The sequence below is a fragment of the Nitrobacter sp. NHB1 genome, from assembly GCF_036964665.1.
Taxonomy (GTDB): Bacteria; Pseudomonadota; Alphaproteobacteria; order Rhizobiales; family Xanthobacteraceae; genus Nitrobacter.
Map to the genome: position 1 here is coordinate 843,413 of NZ_JBAMDA010000001.1, position 17,663 is coordinate 861,075.

Annotated in this window: 16 protein-coding genes and 2 tRNA genes; 11 read left to right on the plus strand and 7 right to left on the minus strand. The window is 61.1% G+C overall.

Annotation, left to right across the window (positions count from 1 at the left end):
- The first annotated feature begins 150 nt into the window (after nucleotides 1–150).
- From istA to V4R08_RS04025, 3 genes are all read left to right on the plus strand, one after another.
- Nucleotides 151–1,689, plus strand: coding sequence for an IS21 family transposase (gene istA / locus V4R08_RS04015; RefSeq protein ID WP_335578153.1), 1,539 nt, complete (start codon nucleotides 151–153; stop codon nucleotides 1,687–1,689).
- 15 nt (nucleotides 1,690–1,704) lie between these two features.
- Nucleotides 1,705–2,466, plus strand: a complete 762-nt coding sequence (istB, locus tag V4R08_RS04020; RefSeq protein WP_335578154.1) for an IS21-like element helper ATPase IstB — start codon at nucleotides 1,705–1,707, stop codon at nucleotides 2,464–2,466.
- Between the two features lie 156 nt (nucleotides 2,467–2,622).
- Nucleotides 2,623–3,411, plus strand: coding sequence for a nodulate formation efficiency C protein (locus V4R08_RS04025; protein ID WP_335578155.1), 789 nt, complete (start codon nucleotides 2,623–2,625; stop codon nucleotides 3,409–3,411).
- Between the two features lie 434 nt (nucleotides 3,412–3,845).
- Here the strand turns inward: V4R08_RS04025 and V4R08_RS04030 are convergent, their stop codons facing one another.
- Together V4R08_RS04030 and V4R08_RS04035 are read right to left on the minus strand one after the other, a co-directional pair.
- Nucleotides 3,846–4,211 (minus strand): PRC-barrel domain-containing protein, encoded by a 366-nt coding sequence (locus V4R08_RS04030; protein WP_335578156.1) that lies wholly within the window; start codon nucleotides 4,209–4,211, stop codon nucleotides 3,846–3,848.
- A 336-nt stretch (nucleotides 4,212–4,547) separates the two neighbouring features.
- Nucleotides 4,548–4,624: transfer RNA gene (locus tag V4R08_RS04035), tRNA-Arg, on the minus strand.
- 368 nt (nucleotides 4,625–4,992) lie between these two features.
- On the opposite strand from V4R08_RS04035, the gene V4R08_RS04040 reads away from it, so the two are divergent.
- Together V4R08_RS04040 and V4R08_RS04045 are read left to right on the plus strand one after the other, a co-directional pair.
- On the plus strand, nucleotides 4,993–6,333 hold the full coding sequence (locus V4R08_RS04040) for a tetratricopeptide repeat protein (RefSeq protein ID WP_335578157.1): 1,341 nt from the start codon (nucleotides 4,993–4,995) through the stop codon (nucleotides 6,331–6,333).
- A 287-nt stretch (nucleotides 6,334–6,620) separates the two neighbouring features.
- Entirely contained in the window at nucleotides 6,621–8,921 is a 2,301-nt protein-coding gene (locus V4R08_RS04045) for a CHASE2 domain-containing protein (protein WP_335578158.1), read from the plus strand.
- A 9-nt stretch (nucleotides 8,922–8,930) separates the two neighbouring features.
- Here the strand turns inward: V4R08_RS04045 and V4R08_RS04050 are convergent, their stop codons facing one another.
- The 3 genes from V4R08_RS04050 to V4R08_RS04060 form a co-directional block, all read right to left on the minus strand.
- The gene (locus tag V4R08_RS04050) at nucleotides 8,931–10,058 is read right to left on the minus strand and encodes an S-(hydroxymethyl)glutathione dehydrogenase/class III alcohol dehydrogenase (protein WP_335578159.1); all 1,128 of its coding nucleotides are present in this window, start codon (nucleotides 10,056–10,058) and stop codon (nucleotides 8,931–8,933) included.
- 409 nt (nucleotides 10,059–10,467) lie between these two features.
- Nucleotides 10,468–11,127, minus strand: coding sequence for a peroxiredoxin (locus V4R08_RS04055; RefSeq protein ID WP_335578160.1), 660 nt, complete (start codon nucleotides 11,125–11,127; stop codon nucleotides 10,468–10,470).
- A 73-nt stretch (nucleotides 11,128–11,200) separates the two neighbouring features.
- Nucleotides 11,201–11,500 carry a hypothetical protein gene (locus tag V4R08_RS04060; protein ID WP_335578161.1) on the minus strand — a complete coding sequence of 100 codons (300 nt, stop codon included), beginning with the start codon at nucleotides 11,498–11,500 and terminating at the stop codon, nucleotides 11,201–11,203.
- 15 nt (nucleotides 11,501–11,515) lie between these two features.
- Here V4R08_RS04060 and V4R08_RS04065 point away from each other — a divergent pair, with 15 nt between their 5' ends.
- The 3 genes from V4R08_RS04065 (at nucleotide 11,516) to V4R08_RS04075 (ending at nucleotide 14,775) form a co-directional block, all read left to right on the plus strand.
- Nucleotides 11,516–12,076 carry a cytochrome P450 family protein gene (locus V4R08_RS04065; RefSeq protein WP_335578162.1) on the plus strand — a complete coding sequence of 187 codons (561 nt, stop codon included), beginning with the start codon at nucleotides 11,516–11,518 and terminating at the stop codon, nucleotides 12,074–12,076.
- Between the two features lie 313 nt (nucleotides 12,077–12,389).
- The gene (locus tag V4R08_RS04070; protein ID WP_335578163.1) at nucleotides 12,390–14,405 is read left to right on the plus strand and encodes an acetyl-CoA carboxylase biotin carboxylase subunit; all 2,016 of its coding nucleotides are present in this window, start codon (nucleotides 12,390–12,392) and stop codon (nucleotides 14,403–14,405) included.
- Between the two features lie 70 nt (nucleotides 14,406–14,475).
- Nucleotides 14,476–14,775, plus strand: coding sequence for an acylphosphatase (locus tag V4R08_RS04075; protein WP_335578164.1), 300 nt, complete (start codon nucleotides 14,476–14,478; stop codon nucleotides 14,773–14,775).
- A gap of 29 nt (nucleotides 14,776–14,804) precedes the next feature.
- Here the strand turns inward: V4R08_RS04075 and V4R08_RS04080 are convergent, their stop codons facing one another.
- A complete protein-coding gene (locus V4R08_RS04080; protein WP_335578165.1) occupies nucleotides 14,805–15,137 on the minus strand; it encodes a hypothetical protein in 333 nt (110 codons plus the stop codon).
- Nucleotides 15,138–15,286: 149 nt separating this feature from the next.
- Between V4R08_RS04080 and V4R08_RS04085 the strand changes: the two genes are divergently transcribed.
- A complete protein-coding gene (locus tag V4R08_RS04085; RefSeq protein ID WP_335578166.1) occupies nucleotides 15,287–15,595 on the plus strand; it encodes a hypothetical protein in 309 nt (102 codons plus the stop codon).
- Nucleotides 15,596–15,964: 369 nt separating this feature from the next.
- Here V4R08_RS04085 and lipB read toward each other — a convergent pair whose 3' ends face one another.
- Nucleotides 15,965–16,690: a lipoyl(octanoyl) transferase LipB gene (gene lipB / locus V4R08_RS04090; protein ID WP_335578167.1), complete on the minus strand. Its 726-nt coding sequence runs from the start codon at nucleotides 16,688–16,690 to the stop codon at nucleotides 15,965–15,967.
- Between the two features lie 42 nt (nucleotides 16,691–16,732).
- Here lipB and V4R08_RS04095 point away from each other — a divergent pair, with 42 nt between their 5' ends.
- Complete coding sequence (locus V4R08_RS04095) at nucleotides 16,733–16,996, plus strand: FliM/FliN family flagellar motor switch protein (RefSeq protein ID WP_011510634.1); 264 nt, start codon at nucleotides 16,733–16,735, stop codon at nucleotides 16,994–16,996.
- 229 nt (nucleotides 16,997–17,225) lie between these two features.
- A tRNA-Leu gene (locus V4R08_RS04100) sits at nucleotides 17,226–17,310 on the plus strand.
- Nucleotides 17,311–17,663 lie beyond the last annotated feature (353 nt).

Below are 17,663 nucleotides of genomic sequence, written 5' to 3' on the forward strand. Positions count from 1 at the left end.
CCGATTTCAGATGATCGTGAGCAGGGATTTCGCGGGATCGTGAGCAGCGATTTCAGGCGATCGTGAGCACCCCTTTCGCGGGTGCCTGACGCTTCGGCCGACAAACTCAACCGGGTTACGGGTTCCTCATTCAACCGATGAGGAAGCCCGATGCCTACCGAGAGATTGTCGATGCGCCGGATCAGAGAAGTTTTACGTTTGAGGCACCAAGGGTTGACCGAGCGGGTCATCGCGCGGACCTTGGGGGTGAGTAATGGCGTGGTCCATGGCTACGTGCGGCGAGCGCGCCTGGCGGGGCTCGCCTGGCCACTTCCGGAAGGAATGGACGACGATGGCTTGGAACTGTTGCTATTCCCGGCACCGGCGTCAGCGTCGCAAAGCGACCGGCGCCCGATACCGGACTGGGCTTTTGTCGAGAAGGAGCTTCGCCGCCGCAGCGTGACGCGCCTGCTGCTCTGGGAAGAGTATCGCGCCGCCAATCCGGACGGCTTTGGCTACACCTGGTTTTGCACGACCTTCGAGGCCTGGAAGAACCGCGTGCGCCCGTCGATGCGCCAGACCCACATCGGCGGGGAGAAGGTGTTCGTTGATTTTGCCGGCGACACCATCGACGTCGTCGATCCGATCACCGGCGAAGCGCACGCCATGAAGCTGTTCGTCGCGGCGATGGGAGCCTCGAACTACACCTACGCCGAGGCTTGCCCAAGCGAGAGCCTGTCCGACTGGATCGGCGTGCATACCAACCTGTTCAGGTATCTCGGCGGCGTGCCGAAGTTCGTGGTCTGCGATAATCTCAAGGCCGCCGTGACCAACCCCGATCGCTACGATCCCGGGATCAACCGAACCTATGCCGAGATGGCCGGTCATTACGGCACCGCGATCCTTGCGGCGAGGCCGAGACGACCGAAGGACAAGGCCAAGGTCGAGGTCGCCGTCCAGATCGCACAGCGCTGGATTTTGGCGCGCCTGCGCAATCAACGGTTCTTTTCCCTGGCAGAGCTGAATGCTGCGATTCGTACCCTGGTTGTCGAGCTCAACGCCCGGCAGATGCGCGGATTCGGCACCAGCCGTGCCGAACTGTTTGCCGAGGTCGACCGTCCCAAGCTGGGGGAGTTGCCGGAGCAGCCCTATGTCTTTGCGCGCTGGAAGCGTTGCCGCGTCGCCCCCGATTATCACGTCGAGGTCGATGGCCATTGGTATTCCACGCCGTATCGCCTGATCCGTGAACTCGTCGATGTTCGCATCACCGACAAGACGGTCGAGATCTTCCACAAGGGCCAGAGGATTGCCAGCCACCCGCGTGCGCCGAACCGGCGCGGCCACACCACAATTGCCGACCACATGCCGAGCGCGCATCGCCGCTACGGCAAGTGGACGCCGGGAGGGCTGATCGCCGCCGGCGAGAAGATCGGCCCATCGACCGCGGCGTTTTTCCAGGCCGTCATCGCGGCCCGGCCGCATCCAGAACAAGGCTTTCGCACCTGCCTCGGCATCCTGGCGCTGACCAGGAGCTACGACGATGCCCGCATCGACGCCGCCTGCCGGCGCGGCATCCTGATCAAGGCGCATTCCGTCGCCTCGATCCGTTCGATCCTCAAGAACGGACTGGATCGCGCATTCCTCGACGAGGCAACCGACGACCACCCCCTGCGCCACGGCAACATCCGCGGTCAGGACTATTTCCACTGAACCCTGGAGATCCCTATGCTGACACATCCTACCCACGAACGGCTGATCACGCTCGGCTTGACCGGCATGGCCAAGGCCATGGAGGAACAACGACGATCACCCGATCTCAACGCGCTGTCGTTCGAGGAGCGCGTCGGCTTGCTGGTTGATCGCGAGGCCGCAGAGCGCGACACCAAACGTCTCACCACCCGCCTCAAATTCGCAGCCCTTCGGCAAAACGCATGCGTGGAAGATATCGACCTGCGCACGCCGCGCGGCATCGATCGCGCTGTGTTCGCCAAATTGATCGCCGGCGATTGGATCGCCCGTCATCAGAACCTGCTGATCACCGGGGCAACCGGGCTCGGCAAAAGTTGGATTGCCTGTGCACTTGGCCACAAGGCCTGTCGCGACAATCGATCGGTCCAATACCATCGCGTGCCCCGCCTGTTCGAGGCGCTCGCGCTGGCCCGCGGCGACGGCCGCTATGGCCGCCTGCTCAAAACCATCAGCCGCGTGCAGCTGCTGGTACTCGACGATTGGGGCCTGTCGGTGCTCAACCCGTCAGAGCGACGCGACCTTCTCGAGATCCTCGATGATCGCCACGGTCGCGCCTCCACCGTCGTCACCAGCCAGGTCCCGGTCGATCAATGGCACGCCGTCATCGGCGACCCAACATTGGGCGACGCCATCCTGGACCGCCTCGTTCACAACGCCCACCGCCTCCAACTCAGCGGAGAAAGCATGCGAAAACAGAACGCGCGAAACAGAACGCTTGACGAAGCCGCGAACCCCTGAACCAATCACCAAGTCGGCCAAAGCGGCTGCTCATGATCGCCTGAAATGTCTGCTCACGATCAAATGAAACGAGCGCTCACCATCGAGTGAAATCGCCGCTCACGATCACCGAAATGCGCAAAGCATCAAGCAACCTGTTTAAGGCGCAAGAATCCTATGTTCCATCGTTGGTCGCTGCTCTTTGCTACGTTCGCAATAATAGGCGCAATTTGTGGGCGCGCATACGCCGAAGAAGACGTGTTGATAAAAAGGGTCAAGACAACGTGGCGAGCGCAAGATGGAGCGACGACAGACGATATACTGTCTCACGCTACCAAGGTTGCCCATTTTGTCCCGAGAGGGTGGGGGGTCGGCCAGAAGCATGACTCTGAAGACCCCGTGTTCCTGTCGTGGTCCAGAAGCCAAAGCGACAAGCCAGACGACGAGCACACAATCACATGGGATATATCGGCGAGCGGCGTCATGTCACTCGGGCCAGCCTACGCGAAAACAATGGAACTCGGCTGGCGACCGTTTGCGCTGTCTCTGATTGCTCGTGAGGTAGCGGACCACTACCCAGAGCCTGACGTTACATTCTTACGTGATACGTCCAACTACGACTTTGTCGCTACGGCGCAGGGTGGACTAGGCGATCTACTGAAGAAAGGGCGCTGCACAATCGGCAACCCTGTATCTCTCGAGTACGTTGTCCTGCCCGACGAGGCATCAAAGGATGATCTTTGGCGGCTACAGCTTTCGGTGAATTGTAAGATCACAGGCCCGTCGTACTTTACGCGCGATGGCATCATCATATTCAAAAAGAAGAATCGTGACGCGTGGCAGCCTGCCTCATTTTTTGCTCACCGCATCGCCAAATATCCTGCCGGACATTGGTTCGAACAGGAGGAACCAGACGAAAAAAGAACGTTTGATGCGGTCCGCAAAGCGCTCAAGGGAACGCGGTAGCGCTTGCGGCGCAATACGCCCATTCGTCCATCGCCGGTTTGCGAAGCATGCACCGCTCCAGCACCCAAATACCGACATTGCCTAATGGCGGCGCTGAAAGAGTCGAGCCGCTATCGTTCGGCGGCTATTTTGTCGATCAGTCCCAATTCAACCAATGAACGCTGATTTTTCTTTTTGGGTTTCGGTCGCGCGGGTCTGGTTATGGTCGGATGAAGCTCAGCGCCTGCGTAAGGAGGCGCGCGGTACTCAGCCCGGCGTTGAGCGAGAGCGGTTAATCCGAAAGGCACGACAAGCTGAAACAGCGTCGCGCATCGACAAGTGGCTGTCGTCCCCAGGCCTTCAGGCACCAAGATAATGGGGCAGATATCACGCCTGGCGCACAAAACCCGCCGGGCATCCCGGCGGGTAAGTTTCAGTAACTGAAATTCCAATGCTTAGCCGGGATGCATCACCCACTCGTTATCATGCTTGTGGAGCACTGCGTATCGGGCATTCCGATCAAAGATGGTTTCGGTGCCATGCTTCGGGCGGCCTTTCAGTCGGCTCCCGCTTATGTCGGAACTGTACACACCAAGATCAGCGTCGTATCTTAGCAGATTCCAAGGTACCATGTGATGATCATCGCCGAAGCCAAGAAAGCCGCCGAAACCCAGTACAGCGTGGGCAATTTCCCCGCTCTTCCTGTCAACCATCACACGTTTGATTGAACCTATCTTCTTTTTCTCGGCGCCGTAGACAGCTTTCCCAGACTTTCTATCGCTGGCGATCAAGTGGTCGGTTCTCCTTTTTTTCATGGACATATTCTCCTTTCTCTACAATTAGTTAAGCGACAGGCGCTTGAAACGTTCCGGGGCCGCGCGATCTGTCGCACTTTGGGCAGGCAACTCTCGTTACTCGGGCGAACTGGCCGCGCTTTTCACTTCGGAGGGAGGCGTTGACCAGCGCGTTCAATTCGCGATCGATGCTCTGCCTGACTCAGCCAGTTCTGCTAGGTCGCGGATGGCGGTCATATCGCCGTCCCTGTAGATTCCAGGACGGCTTCCTGCGCTTCGACTGGACCCGGTGCCGGCCCGACAGCGATCAGCGCGAGCACGCATTATTGAACTATTGAATAATTTTTTGTCTAAATGCGGAGGTGGCGCGCTCGGAGAGATTCGAACTCCCGGCCCTCGGAATCGAAATCCGATGCTCTATCCAGCTGAGCTACGAGCGCACGCGTCCCTTTATAGAAAGGGCAGGGTCTCGATGTCACGCGGTTTGCTCGGACCAGCCACGTTTCTCTCGCCGGAGCGATGGCTGCGCCGACGGTCCGAAGCGGCTATCGCGGCGACCGGGGCGAGGGCTTCTGTCTCTCTATGGCTTGCGTATCACTCGGGACATGCCGCCGCCAAGTCATTGATTTCAATAATTCAATGTGTGGCAAAAAGGTGACGCCGCGCTGAAATCACCCCGCTCGTCAGCTATGGTTGTTTCAATTGGGCCGTCCGACGCTAATCTGATGCCCATTACGTTGCGGATTTCCTCGATATTCCACGGAGATGGAAAGGGAGCCTCGCATCAAAAATAGTTTCGGGTGGCGGTGTGAAACTTGTTCGGACGGCGAAAACCGTATCCATTTTGCTCACGATGATTGCCTGCTGCTCCGGGGCTGCGGCGCAATCGCCGGCGCCGCCTGTCACGGCAGCGGTCGTGGTCCAGCAGGACTACGACGCGCTGTTCCAGCAGATGTACAAAAACCCCTCCAACCTGGAGGTGAGTTTCAAGTTCGCCGAGCAGGCCGTGAAGCGCGGCGACTATGAAGCCGCCATCGGCGCGCTCGAACGCATGCTGTTCTTCAATCCGAATCTGCCGCGCGTGAAACTCGAACTGGGCGTGCTGTATTTCAAGCTCGGCTCGTATGAACTCGCGCGCAGTTATTTTCAGGAGGCCATCAAGGCTGCCGACGCCCCTGATGACATCAGGGCTCAGGTCCGCGCCTATCTGACCGAAATCGACCGCCGGCTGGCGCGATACGAGTTCAGCGTGTTTACCACCTCCGGCTTCCGCTATCAGACCAACGCCAACTTTGGTCCCAGCAGCCTGATGGTGCGCGCCCTGGGTCAGGATGCACTTCTCGACGGCGCGTTCGGCAAACGGCCCGATTGGAATTTCTTCCAGACACTCACAGCCAACTACGCCTACAAGATCGGCACGCGTGGGGACGCCATCGAAGCGAGCTTCCTCGGCGTCAATTCACGCCAGTACAAGCTCAACCAGTTCAATCTCGGCCTGGTCGAACTCGTCGTCGGCCCGCGCATCGGGATCGGCCAAAACGCATCGTTCAAGCTTTACGGAATCGGCGATCAGGTCTGGCTCGGGGACGCCAATTATTTCTCGGCCGGCGGCGGCGGCGTGTCCGCTCGCACGACGGTCGGCGATCTCGGGCTTCTGGAGGCGTTCGTCGAGCAGCGGCACCGTGATTTCTCGGACTCGCCCAACTTTCCGACGGCCAGCCAGCAGACCGGCGATCTGCTGTCGGCGGCGGTGACGTCGGATTTGCGCTTCGGACCGCTGCACTGGACGGCGCGCGCCGGATACGATCAGAATCGCGCGATCTTCGACTATTACTCCTACAAGCGCTACTCGATCGACATGGCTTTTCCGTACGGGTTCACCCTGTCGGTGTTCGGAACGCCGCATCAGTTCGTGATCGCGCCGACGATCGGCTTTAGCTGGGCGAATTATGATGCGTCCAATCCGATCGTCGACCCCTTCACGGCGCGGAACGACAGGGAGCAACGCTACGGCGCGATCTTCGATGCGCAAGTGTACAAAAACGTCGGCGTGCGGACGCAGGTCCAATATATGAAGATCGATTCCACGCTGCCGAATTACACGACCGACAACTTTTCAGTCTCGATCGGACCGACCGCGCGGTTTTGAGCCGGACGTGTTCTCTAAGCGCGTACTTCGCAAAAGTGGATACCGGTTTTGCGGAATACGCGCTAGTGTGCCGGTAACATTCGCGCCGTCTCGCTGTTCCGGCGGGTTGTCGAACCACCGATCGCAAATCATCGAACCGGATTAAGACCTTTGTCGTCGTCCCTTCGTTGCGCCGATCTCAGCTTGCCCGGGTGGTTCGCAGGAGCGCGCCGCGGATCGATGATTCACCTTTCGACCTGCATCGGCAGCATTGGCCATCTGGTCGCATCTGCAATCGAGGCCGGACGATGAAGGCTGCGGCGCGTTTGCGCGGCACCTTGCGCGTGCGGGCCATGCTGGCGTGGGCGCGTCTACGCCGCCTGATGCGCAATAAAAATCTCCGCGCCGTCGGTGCGGCGGTGGCGACGCTTGTGCTGCTCACCTCGCTGCGCGCTTACGATCCGCGCATCGTCACCGAATTGAAGGAGCGCACGTTCGATACCTATCAGCGGCTTAAGCCGCGAGACTATACCGACCTGCCGGTGCGGATTGTCGATATCGACGAGGCCTCGATCGCCGAATACGGACAATGGCCGTGGCCGCGGACGCGTCTTGCCGCGCTGACCCGCCGGCTTGCCGACCTTGGCGCCGGCGTGATCGCCTACGACGTCATCTTTTCTGAACCCGATCGCACCACGCCGAGCCGGCTTGCCAACGACTTGAAGGACTCCGGCTCACCCGATCTCGACCAGACCATGAAACTGCTCGCGAACCTGCCGGATCACGATCGGGCGTTCGCGGATGCTATCGGCAAGACGGGGGTCGTGCTCGGCTTTGCCGCCGGCAACGCCGCCAATGACAAGCGTCCGCCGGTTCGGGCCGGACTGGCCTTTGTCGGCGTCAATCCGACAAAGGTGCTTGCGCCGTTTCATGGCACGGTATCGAACCTGCCGATCTTCAACGACGCGGCCGCGGGGATCGGCGGCATCAATCTGAGCTCGCACGATCGCGCCGGCATCGTCCGCCGCGTCCCCATGCTGTTTTCCGACGGTGCGCACATCTATCCCGGCCTTGCGATCGAGGCGCTGCGCGTCGCCCAGAACCAGAAAAGCATCATCGTCCGCGGGACCGGATCGAGCGGCGACAGCGACACCGGTCACGCGGCGCTGATCGATATGCGCGTCGGCGCGTTCAAGCTGCCACTGACCAGCAACGGCGAGTCCTGGGTCTATTTCAGCCGCGACCGGCCGCAACGTTACGTGTCGGTGAAAGACGTTCTCGACCCTGCCAAGGAGGCTGAGGTCAAGCCCCGCATCGACGGCGCGATCGTCCTCGTCGGTGCGTCGGCCGCGGGTCTGATGGATGCACGCGCGACGCCGCTCGGCGGGCTGGTCCCGGGCGTGGCGATCCAGGCGCAACTGATCGAACAGATCCTCGCGCAGGACTTCATCGAGCGCCCGGACTGGACCGACGGGCTCGAGATCGTCCTGACCGTATTGTTCGGCGCATTGGTCGCAGGCCTGGTTCTGACGTTCGGCGCCCGGTTTTCATTCTATGCCGGCGTGGTGGTGTTCGTGGCAGGGCTCGCGGGATCGTGGATCGCGTTTTCGCATTTCCGGCTGTTGATCGATCCGATCTTCCCCTCGCTGGCGGCGCTGGCGGTCTATATCGCCGTCGAGCGCGTGCTTCACGTCGCCTCCGATCACGAGAAGAAATTCGTGCGTCAAGCTTTCGGGCAGTATCTCGCGCCGGAGCTGCTGTCGCAGCTTGAGAATTCGCCGCAGGCGATGCGGCTCGGCGGCGAGTCCCGCGACATCTCCGTCATGTTCATGGATGTGCGTGGCTTTACGCCGATCTCCGAAGCTCTGACGGCGACGGAACTTGTCGATTTCATCAATACGCTGCTGTCGCCGCTGTCGGATGCGATCCAGGACGAGCTAGGGACGATCGACAAGTACATCGGCGATTCGATCATGGCGTTCTGGAACGCGCCGGTGGACGTTCCCGATCATGCGACACGGGCCTGCCGCGCCGCGCTCAAGATGCGCGAGGCGCTCGACGCGCTCAACGACTCCGACGTCTTCGGGTTTTCCGCGCGCGGTTTCGAGGACCCCCGCGTCAGGATCGGGATCGGCATCAATGCCGGACTGGCCTGCGTCGGCAACATGGGATCGCAAAGGCGTTTCAATTATTCCGCCATGGGCGATGTTGTGAACGTGGCGGCCCGGATCGAGTCGGCAAGCAAGGCGCTCAATGTTGACCTTTTGGTCTCGGAAGACGTGGCGCAGCGGGCCAGGGGGATCGCGCTGCTTGAGGCAGGTGAAATCCTGTTGAAAGGCAAGTCCCGGCCGACCAAGATTTACGCGATCGCGGGCGACGAGGCGGTGGCGGCGTCGCCGGAATTCGTCGAATGGAGGCGTCTGCACGGCGCGCTGCTGGCCGGGATCAAAGCCGGTCGTGCGCATGAGGCGAGCGCCGCGCTGGCGGGGTGTCACGAACTCGCCAGCGAGGACATGCAGGATTTTTATCGCCATTTTGCCGAACAGATCGCACGGCTCGACGGCGCGCCGCTGCAACGGCCCGCTTCGGCAGGATCACCGAATTATTAGCTCGGCCTCTCAGAACGTCACGACGCTGCGGATCGACTCGCCTCTGTGCATCAGGTCGAACGCCCTGTTGATGTCGTCGAGCGGCATGGTGTGGGTGATCATCGGGTCGATCTGGATCTTGCCCTGCATGTACCAGTCGACGATCTTCGGTACGTCGGTGCGGCCGCGTGTGCCGCCAAACGCCGTACCTTTCCAGATACGACCGGTGACGAGCTGGAACGGCCGCGTCGCGATCTCCGCGCCGGCGGACGCGACGCCGATCACGATCGACTGCCCCCAGCCGCGGTGACAGGCTTCCAGCGCCTGGCGCATCACCTTGACGTTGCCGGTGCAGTCGAACGTGTAGTCGGCGCCGCCGATCTGATCGGCGCCGGACTTGGTCATGTCGACGAGATGAGGGACGAGGTCCTTGCCAAGCTCCGTCGGGTTGACGAAATGCGTCATGCCGAAGCGCTCGCCCCATGCCTTGCGGCCGTCATTGAGATCGACGCCGATGATCATGTCGGCGCCAGCAAGCCGCAGGCCCTGCAACACGTTCAGTCCGATGCCGCCGAGGCCGAACACGATCGCCTTGGCGCCGGGCTCGACCTTCGCGGTGTTGATGACCGCGCCGATGCCGGTGGTGACGCCGCAACCGATGTAGCAGACCTTGTCGAACGGCGCGTCCTCTCGGATTTTCGCGACCGCGATCTCCGGCAGCACCGTGTAATTGGCGAAAGTCGAAGTGCCCATGTAGTGATGGATCGGCTTGCCGTCTAAAGAAAAGCGCGACGTGCCGTCGGGCATCAGCCCGGCGCCTTGCGTGGCGCGGATTGCCGTGCAGAGGTTGGTCTTGCGCGACAGGCATGACGGACATTGCCGGCATTCCGGCGTGTAGAGCGGAATGACGTGATCGCCTTTCTTCACCGAGGTCACGCCCTTGCCGACATCGACGACCACGCCGGCGCCCTCATGGCCGAGGATCGCCGGAAACAACCCTTCCGGATCGGCGCCGGACAAGGTGAACTCGTCGGTGTGGCAGACACCGGTGGCCTTGATTTCGACCATGACTTCGGCTTCGCGCGGGCCATCAAGTTCCACGGTCGTGATTTCAAGCGGCTTACCGGCGGCAACGGCGACTGCGGCGCGAACTTGCATGGCAATTTCTCTTCTTTGTCGGTGCTTATGTGAAAAGCGCGCGAGCACCCCGCGGCAAACTCGTGTTGCCGCATAGCATAGGTTCGGGCGCTATAGGCCGCAAACGATGAATCGCGATTTTGTAACACGCCGGCATGGCTTGGCATCGCGGTGTTGCGTGGCCGGGTGGGGGCTCTGTGGGGCGGCAGGCGCAAGGTGGCTGCCCGGGGCCGAATGCTGTCACGGCAAATAAAGGACGCCGAAGCAACTTCAGATTCTCAGGAACGTCACCAATTACAGAGCGCGGTCAATTCGGAATCGACACGTCTCGATTTCGGCTGCGGGCCAGGCATCGAGGGGTGCGTAATCATCATGAAGGGACGCGAGGGCGTCCCTTCATGCGCTTTTCTGAGGTCGACGCCTGTCTGCGTTACTTCGGCTGCTCGACAATACGGAAATACGGCTTCGGCGACTTCCAGCCCTTGGGGAATTTCTTGCGGGCCTCTTCCTCCGGGACCGCGGCGGAGAAGAACACGTCGTCGCCCTGTTTCCAGTCCGACGGAGTCGAGACGCCGTGCTTGGCGGTGAGCTGCAGGGAGTCGATGATGCGCAGCACTTCCTGCCAGTTGCGGCCGGTGCTCATCGGGTAGATGAGTACCAGCTTGATCTGCTTGTCGGGGCCGATCACGAAGATGTTGCGCACGGTTTGGTTGTCTGCCGGCGTCCGCTTGTTGACATCGCCCGAGGTGCTAGCCGGCAGCATGCCGTAGAGCTTGGCGACATTGAAATCGACATCGGCGATCAACGGATAGTTCGGCGCGACGCCCTGCGTCTCCTCGATGTCCTTGGACCACAGGTGATGCTTGTCTGTGGGATCGACGCTGATGCCGATCAGCTTGACGCCTCGCTTGTCGAACTCCGGCTTGAGCCGTGCGACGGCGCCCAGCTCAGTGGTGCAGACCGGCGTAAAATCCTTCGGGTGAGAGAAAAACAGAGCCCAGCCATCTCCGAGCCACTTGTGGAAGCTGATGTGGCCTTCGGTACTCTCGGCTTCGAAATCAGGGGCAGGCGTACCAATCGATAAAGTCATAGTTACGTCCTCGTGTCACAGTTAACCCATAGGTGCGGCAACTATAGGCCGCACGATTACGAAACGAAACCGGTTATGAAAAAGGGCAATATCTTTTTTCCCGGCGGGCGTTGCGGAGCATCTTCCTGTCGATAGCCGGCAGGTGCGGCGAATTAACGCCTACGACAACGCCTACGACATTGTGATCGGGAATGCCGTGATGTTGCCCCGCCCGCGCCGGAACGTGCTGCGATCGTCTTGAACGGCGATCCACATCGCCGTGACAAACCGAGCAGTCGGGTAAATTCAAAAGCACGACGACGGATTGTCTGATTTTTAACGAACGATTCACGCCCGCGTGAAATTGCTGATTTGATCCAGAAGCGAGAACCACCCCATGCTTTCCGACATGTCCGCCGCCGGCGGCCCGATCGACATTTCCGCCATTGTCAGCCGGGAGGCCGTGGTCGCGGCGCTTGCCACGGTCCGTGACAGCGTGATCACGGGGGAGGGACCGACCGCGCGCGGCCGCGTTCATTTTTCCCGCGTGCTCGACCCCACCGACGCGTCCTGGTGCGTGCGCCTTTTGACCGCCGCCGCCGTGAATAACCAGCCGGTGAGCCGGGCGGAGGCGGAAGTTCTTTTCGAAATTAACGATGTTGCGACTGAGCGAAGCGATGACGGGCGGTTTGACGATCTTTTTGCCAAGGCGATCGTGCACCACGCCGCGGCTGCATCAGGTCTTCCGGTGCCGCCGCGCAGCATCGCGCTGTCGCCGGACACGGCCATCGAGAGCTGGGCGCCGACCAGGGCGGTGGGCGTCAATATCGAAGTGCTGGAGTGGATCGCAAGCCAGATGCGCGGCAAACGCCGCAGCAATCGTCAGTTGATGGCGCTGGTCGCGAGCCTGATCGGGGCGGCGACCCTGCCGCTGACGCATCTTCCAAACCTTTTTGATATCGGCATGTAGGCCGTGCGAAACCTGCTGAGACGACGAACGACGGGTTGCTCGCTCACGCCGTTTCTGTAGCGTTTTCGAACGAAAGCATGTCCTCGGGCTTGACCCGAGGATGGATGCCGGTTCGCGTGAAGAAACGCGTCAAACCAAAAACATGAATCCCGTTTCTGGCAGTAAGCTCGTCCGAGGCACGGTCCTGCTGAAAAGCCTTTGCTCCCGTTTTGTTTTTCTGTACGACGGAACGGGTACGCCGCGTCCGTAGGCCAGATCGCGCGCACCGTCCGGGGGATTGGACCGCGCCTCAAGGTTGCAGGTCAACAGGCTCATGTTCAAACGGATACTGATCGCCAATCGCGGCGAGATCGCCTGCCGGATCATCAGGTCGGCCCGTCGGATGGGCATCGAAACCGTTGCCGTATACTCGGAGGCGGATCGCGACGCGCTTCACGTCGAGATTGCCGATGAGGCTGTGCTGATCGGCCCGCCGCCGGCGGCCGAGAGCTACCTCGTCATCGAGACGATCGTGGAGGCGTGCCGCAAGACCGGTGCGCAGGCCGTGCATCCCGGCTACGGCTTCCTGTCCGAGCGCGAGGCGTTCCCGCGTGCGCTCGCGGACGCTGGCCTGATTTTCATCGGCCCCAATCCCGGCGCGATCGCCGCGATGGGCGACAAGATCGAATCCAAGAAGGCTGCGGCCAAGGCCCGGGTCTCGACGGTCCCCGGCTTCCTCGGCGTGATTGAGAACGACAGGCACGCGGTGACAATCGCCGACGAGATCGGCTATCCCGTGATGATCAAGGCGTCGGCCGGCGGCGGCGGAAAAGGTATGCGCATTGCGCACGCGACCGCCGAGGTCGTCGAGGGGTTCAATCTCGCGAAGGCGGAGGCGAAGTCGTCGTTCGGCGACGATCGGGTCTTCATCGAGAAATTCATCGTCGATCCCCGCCATATCGAAATTCAGGTGCTCGGCGACAAGCACGGCAACGTGATCTATCTCGGCGAGCGCGAGTGTTCGATCCAGCGCCGCAACCAGAAGGTTATCGAGGAGGCGCCGTCACCGCTGCTCGACGAGACCACACGGCGCAAGATGGGCGAGCAGGCCGTCGCGCTGGCCAAGGCGGTGAACTACGATTCGGCGGGCACGGTCGAATTCGTCGCGGGGCAGGACAAGAGCTTTTACTTTCTCGAAATGAACACGCGGCTGCAGGTCGAGCATCCCGTCACGGAGTTGATCACCGGCATCGATCTGGTCGAGCAGATGATCCGCATTGCTGCCGGAGAAAAGCTCGCGATCGCGCAGAAGGACGTGACGCTAACGGGATGGGCGGTGGAATCGCGCGTCTATGCCGAAGACCCGTTCCGCAATTTCCTCCCCTCGATCGGGCGTCTTGTCAAATATCGACCACCGGCCGAGATGAGCCAGGACGGCATTACTGTGCGCAACGATACCGGCGTGTACGAGGGCGGCGAGATTTCGATCTTTTACGACCCGATGATCGCCAAGCTCGTCACCCATGGGCCGTCGCGCGCCGCCGCCATCGAAGCGCAGGCTCATGCGCTCGACGCATTTTATATCGACGGCATCCGGCACAACATTCCGTTTCTGTCGGCCTTGATGCATCATCCGCGCTGGCGCGCCGGCAATCTCTCGACCGGATTCATCGCCGAGGAATTTCCAAAGGGGTTCACGACGCGAGCGCCGAAAGGCGAGATCGCGCGGAGACTCGCGTCGGTGGCGGCCGCAATCGATCACATGCTCGGCGAGCGCAAGCGGCAGATTTCCGGCCAGATGAACGGGCGCGTGGTGACGCGCGAAGGCCGCCGCGCAGTCTGGCTCGACCGCGATGAAATCCTGCTCGATGTCGCGCGCGATGGCGACGCCATCGCGGTCCGCTTCGTCAGCGAGGATGGTGATGTCGGCAATGCACATCGATTGCTCTCGCGATGGGTGCCGGGCCAACCGGTCTGGCAAGGCACGCTCGACGGGCATCCCATTGCGATGCAGGTGCGGCCGATGCCCAATGGCATCCAGCTCGCGCATCAGGGATTCGAAGTTGCGATCAACGTGTTTACCGAAACCGAGGCGGCGGCGGCGCGGCTGATGCCGGTTGCGGCCGTGACAGACACCGGCAAGAAGCTGCTGTGCCCGATGCCAGGCCTCGTCGTCTCGATTGCGGTGACCGAGGGACAGGAGGTCAAGACTGGTGAGACGCTGGCGGTGATCGAGGCCATGAAGATGCAGAACGTGCTGCGCGCCGAGCACGACGGAGTGATCAAGACGATCGCGGCGGTCCCCGGCGCGACGCTGGCGGTGGATGCGCTGATCCTCGAATTTGCGTGAGTGAGACTTTCGCCAGCGCCTTGAAACCTTGTATGCCCGCGGTGTGAAGTTGCCGGAAATGAAAGGCTAGATGGCCAACGTGGTTCGTCAGATCGTGATCCGCGGCCGCGTTCAGGGCGTCGGCTTTCGCTACTGGACGATGCGCGAGGCGATCCGTCTCGGCGTTGCCGGCTGGGTGCGTAATCGCCGCGACGGCAGCGTCGAGGCCTTGTTCGCGGGGCCGGCCGATGCCGTCGCGGACATGGTGGCACGCTGCCGGCTTGGACCGGAGTCCGCACGCGTTGATGCGGTCGAAGATCAGCCCGTGACGGCGAACGCCTTGAAGATGATCCGGCCCGGCGAGCGTTTTTCGCAACTCCCGACGGCGTAGGCGAACGTTCGCGCCACGGCAGCCAAACCTTACCTTACCGGAAGTTCGGCGACCTTTGTCCACGATTCCGAACCTGACGCGCCCTGCTTCTGATATACGCCATTGTTCGCTGGTGTAGGATCGTTGATGACCCACGCCATTTTGTTTGCATCATAAGCAAGAGAGGAATTGGCTTGCGCCTTCGTCGTGAAGATGACACCGCCGCCCGCGTTGAAGCCGTGAACAGCCGCATCGATCGGACCAAGGACGCTCGACCGCGAGAACCGTTTTATGGACCTCGTCGCGCCGACGATTTCATGACCGAGGAATTCACCAAGGTCGGTTCCAAGTGGAACGGTTGGCGTTCGGATGCCTTCAGCCATTTCTGGATTATCCTTAAATTATGAAGCGGACGACCGCGTCATGGATCGTTTGAGTCGCAGAGCCGGACACCACAAGTTTGATGTCGATCGTGTCGCCAATGCTGACGGTGACCGAGTGAGCGCTATCAGTTGCGGATATATCGGCCGCCATGGACGGGGTGTCTGGCAAAGCGTTCGGCGCTCTCGGGCAGTTTCCGATCATACAGGCGGCCGTCGCGGTACTGATTCTGCTGGGCTGCGTCTACCTGATCTTCCGCGCCAGCAAGGACAGGGCCACACCGCGCGAGCAGATCCCGCAATGGCTCATAATGTGGCCGCTGCACGACATGATGGCGGCGGTGCATGACACGGCTGAGGAAAGCCGCCGAGCGACCGAGCTTCTCAAAGAGGCCAGGGATGCACTGCTGGCGTGCAAGACCATGCTGGAATTGATCCGCAACGAAAGCCGGATGCGCTGAAGCGTAAATCGGGACTGCCGGTCTCAAGGGAACTGTAGGACCCGGCAGTCCCATTGCCGGAGACACTACTAACCAGCCTCTAAAGTATATCTGAGAAGAAACCATGCGAGTTATCGTCATTTTGGCGACGCTGCTATGCGATGTGTGCTTGTCAGCGCGGGCCGATGCAAGGCCGAGGCATTACCGGACTTCTTTGCAAAAAATGCAAATTACTTCCGGCTGCTCCGATCCGATCTGTGAGATATTCTCGGTCTCGCCGAGTCTACCGAAGGCGCGCGCGGCGCACAGAAAATCGCACCGGAGTACTCGGACTGCAATCGCTCGGCCTCGCAAGATCGGCCTCGCAAGAATAGCCCAGCCTCTTGATCGTCAGGCCGTCGTCTCCGGCAGGCGCAGTTCCGACGGGCCGAACACCTCTCCGAATGCGCGCCGGAGGGCGGCATCGACATCGGTCAGCCTGACACGAACGCCGAGATCGGCGAGGCTGGTGACGCCGTAGCGCGCGTCCGTAATCCCGCAGGGCACGATGGCGTCGAAATGGCTGAGGTCGGGTTCGACATTGAGCGAGACGCCGTGGAACGACACCCAGCGGCGCAGCCGCACGCCGATTGCCGCGATCTTGTCCTCATGGCCCGGTCCCTTGTCCGGGCGCGCCACCCAGACGCCGACCCGATCCTCCCGCCGCTCTCCCTTGACGTCGAAGGCATCGAGAGTTCGGATGATCCATTCCTCGAGGCCGGCGACGAACGCCCGCACATCGGGACGGCGACGCTTCAAATCCAGCATGACATAGGCCACGCGTTGGCCGGGGCCGTGATAGGTAACCTGGCCGCCACGGCCGGTCGCGAACAGCGGAAAGCGGGCCTGGAGCAGATCGGCTTCGCGCCCTCTGGTGCCGGAGGTGTAGAGCGGCGGGTGCTCCAGCAGCCAGACCAGTTCCGGAGCCTCGCCCGAGGCGATCGCCGCCGCCCGCGCTTCCATGGCGGCAACGGCCTCCGGATAGGGCACGGGAGCATCGGACAGCAGCCAGTCCACAGGCTCACTGGGCGAGGCTGCAAACGGCTTCAAATCGAGGGTCTGGCGGTTGTTAACCATTGTCTAACCATAACGTGGTGGTCTGGAACCGCAGCAATTTGCATGGTCCGTGAGTCTGTATTCGTGGCGACGCTCGATAAAGTATCCGTCGATCTCATGGTGGTCCTGGGGACCACGTCGATGCCCGTTCATCAGGTCATGCGGCTCAGCCGCGGCGCCATCATCGAGCTTGATGCCACCGAGCAGGACGAGGTCAAGATCCTCGCCAACAACCTGCCGGTCGCCAGCGGGGTGGTGGTGGTCAATCGCAATCGCATCGCGGTCGAAGTCAAGCAGATGCTGCCGCGGACGCCGGACCACAGATAAGCCTCTCGGCTCGGACTTGAAGTCCACAGGTCCGGGCCGGGATCGGAGCCCGGATCAGGAGGGCGCTTGAAGCTACTGATTCCAATATCGTTCTGGTTCCGGCGGCGATGCTCTTCCGAGCCTCTTCAGAAAGGGGAACAACCTCTAGCTGGGCCTTGTCCCCCCACCATTGTTTTGTTACATCGGCGCCGTCGATCCGGTCGGAGCGCCAGCTTCGGCTCGATTTTCAGCGCTCGTGGCGGAATTGGTAGACGCGCTGCCTTGAGGTGGCAGTGAGTAACATCGTGGGGGTTCGAGTCCCTCCGAGCGCACCACTTCACAAAATCGACTCTGAGATCATTTTCGTTCTTGGAGGTCATTTGAAAATTGGCTGATGGGAGTTTTGTGCGCGGCTGAGTTATGAATTCAAGCTCTTGATGTAGACGGAGCAAAGCCATGCGCGGATGGCCCTTATCGCGAACAAGACCAAACGCGATAGGTGGCAATCTGCCACGCAGAACAACAACCCATCCATGATTTCCCGAACACTTACGACGCCGATCTCTACAGGGAGCGCAACGTCACGAGCGCTGCTTCAACAAGATCAAGCCGCTCAGGCGCGCCGCACGATTGTTTTATTGACCAGCAGAGGGTGCAGGTAATAGCAGGATCGCGGCCAACTCCAGGT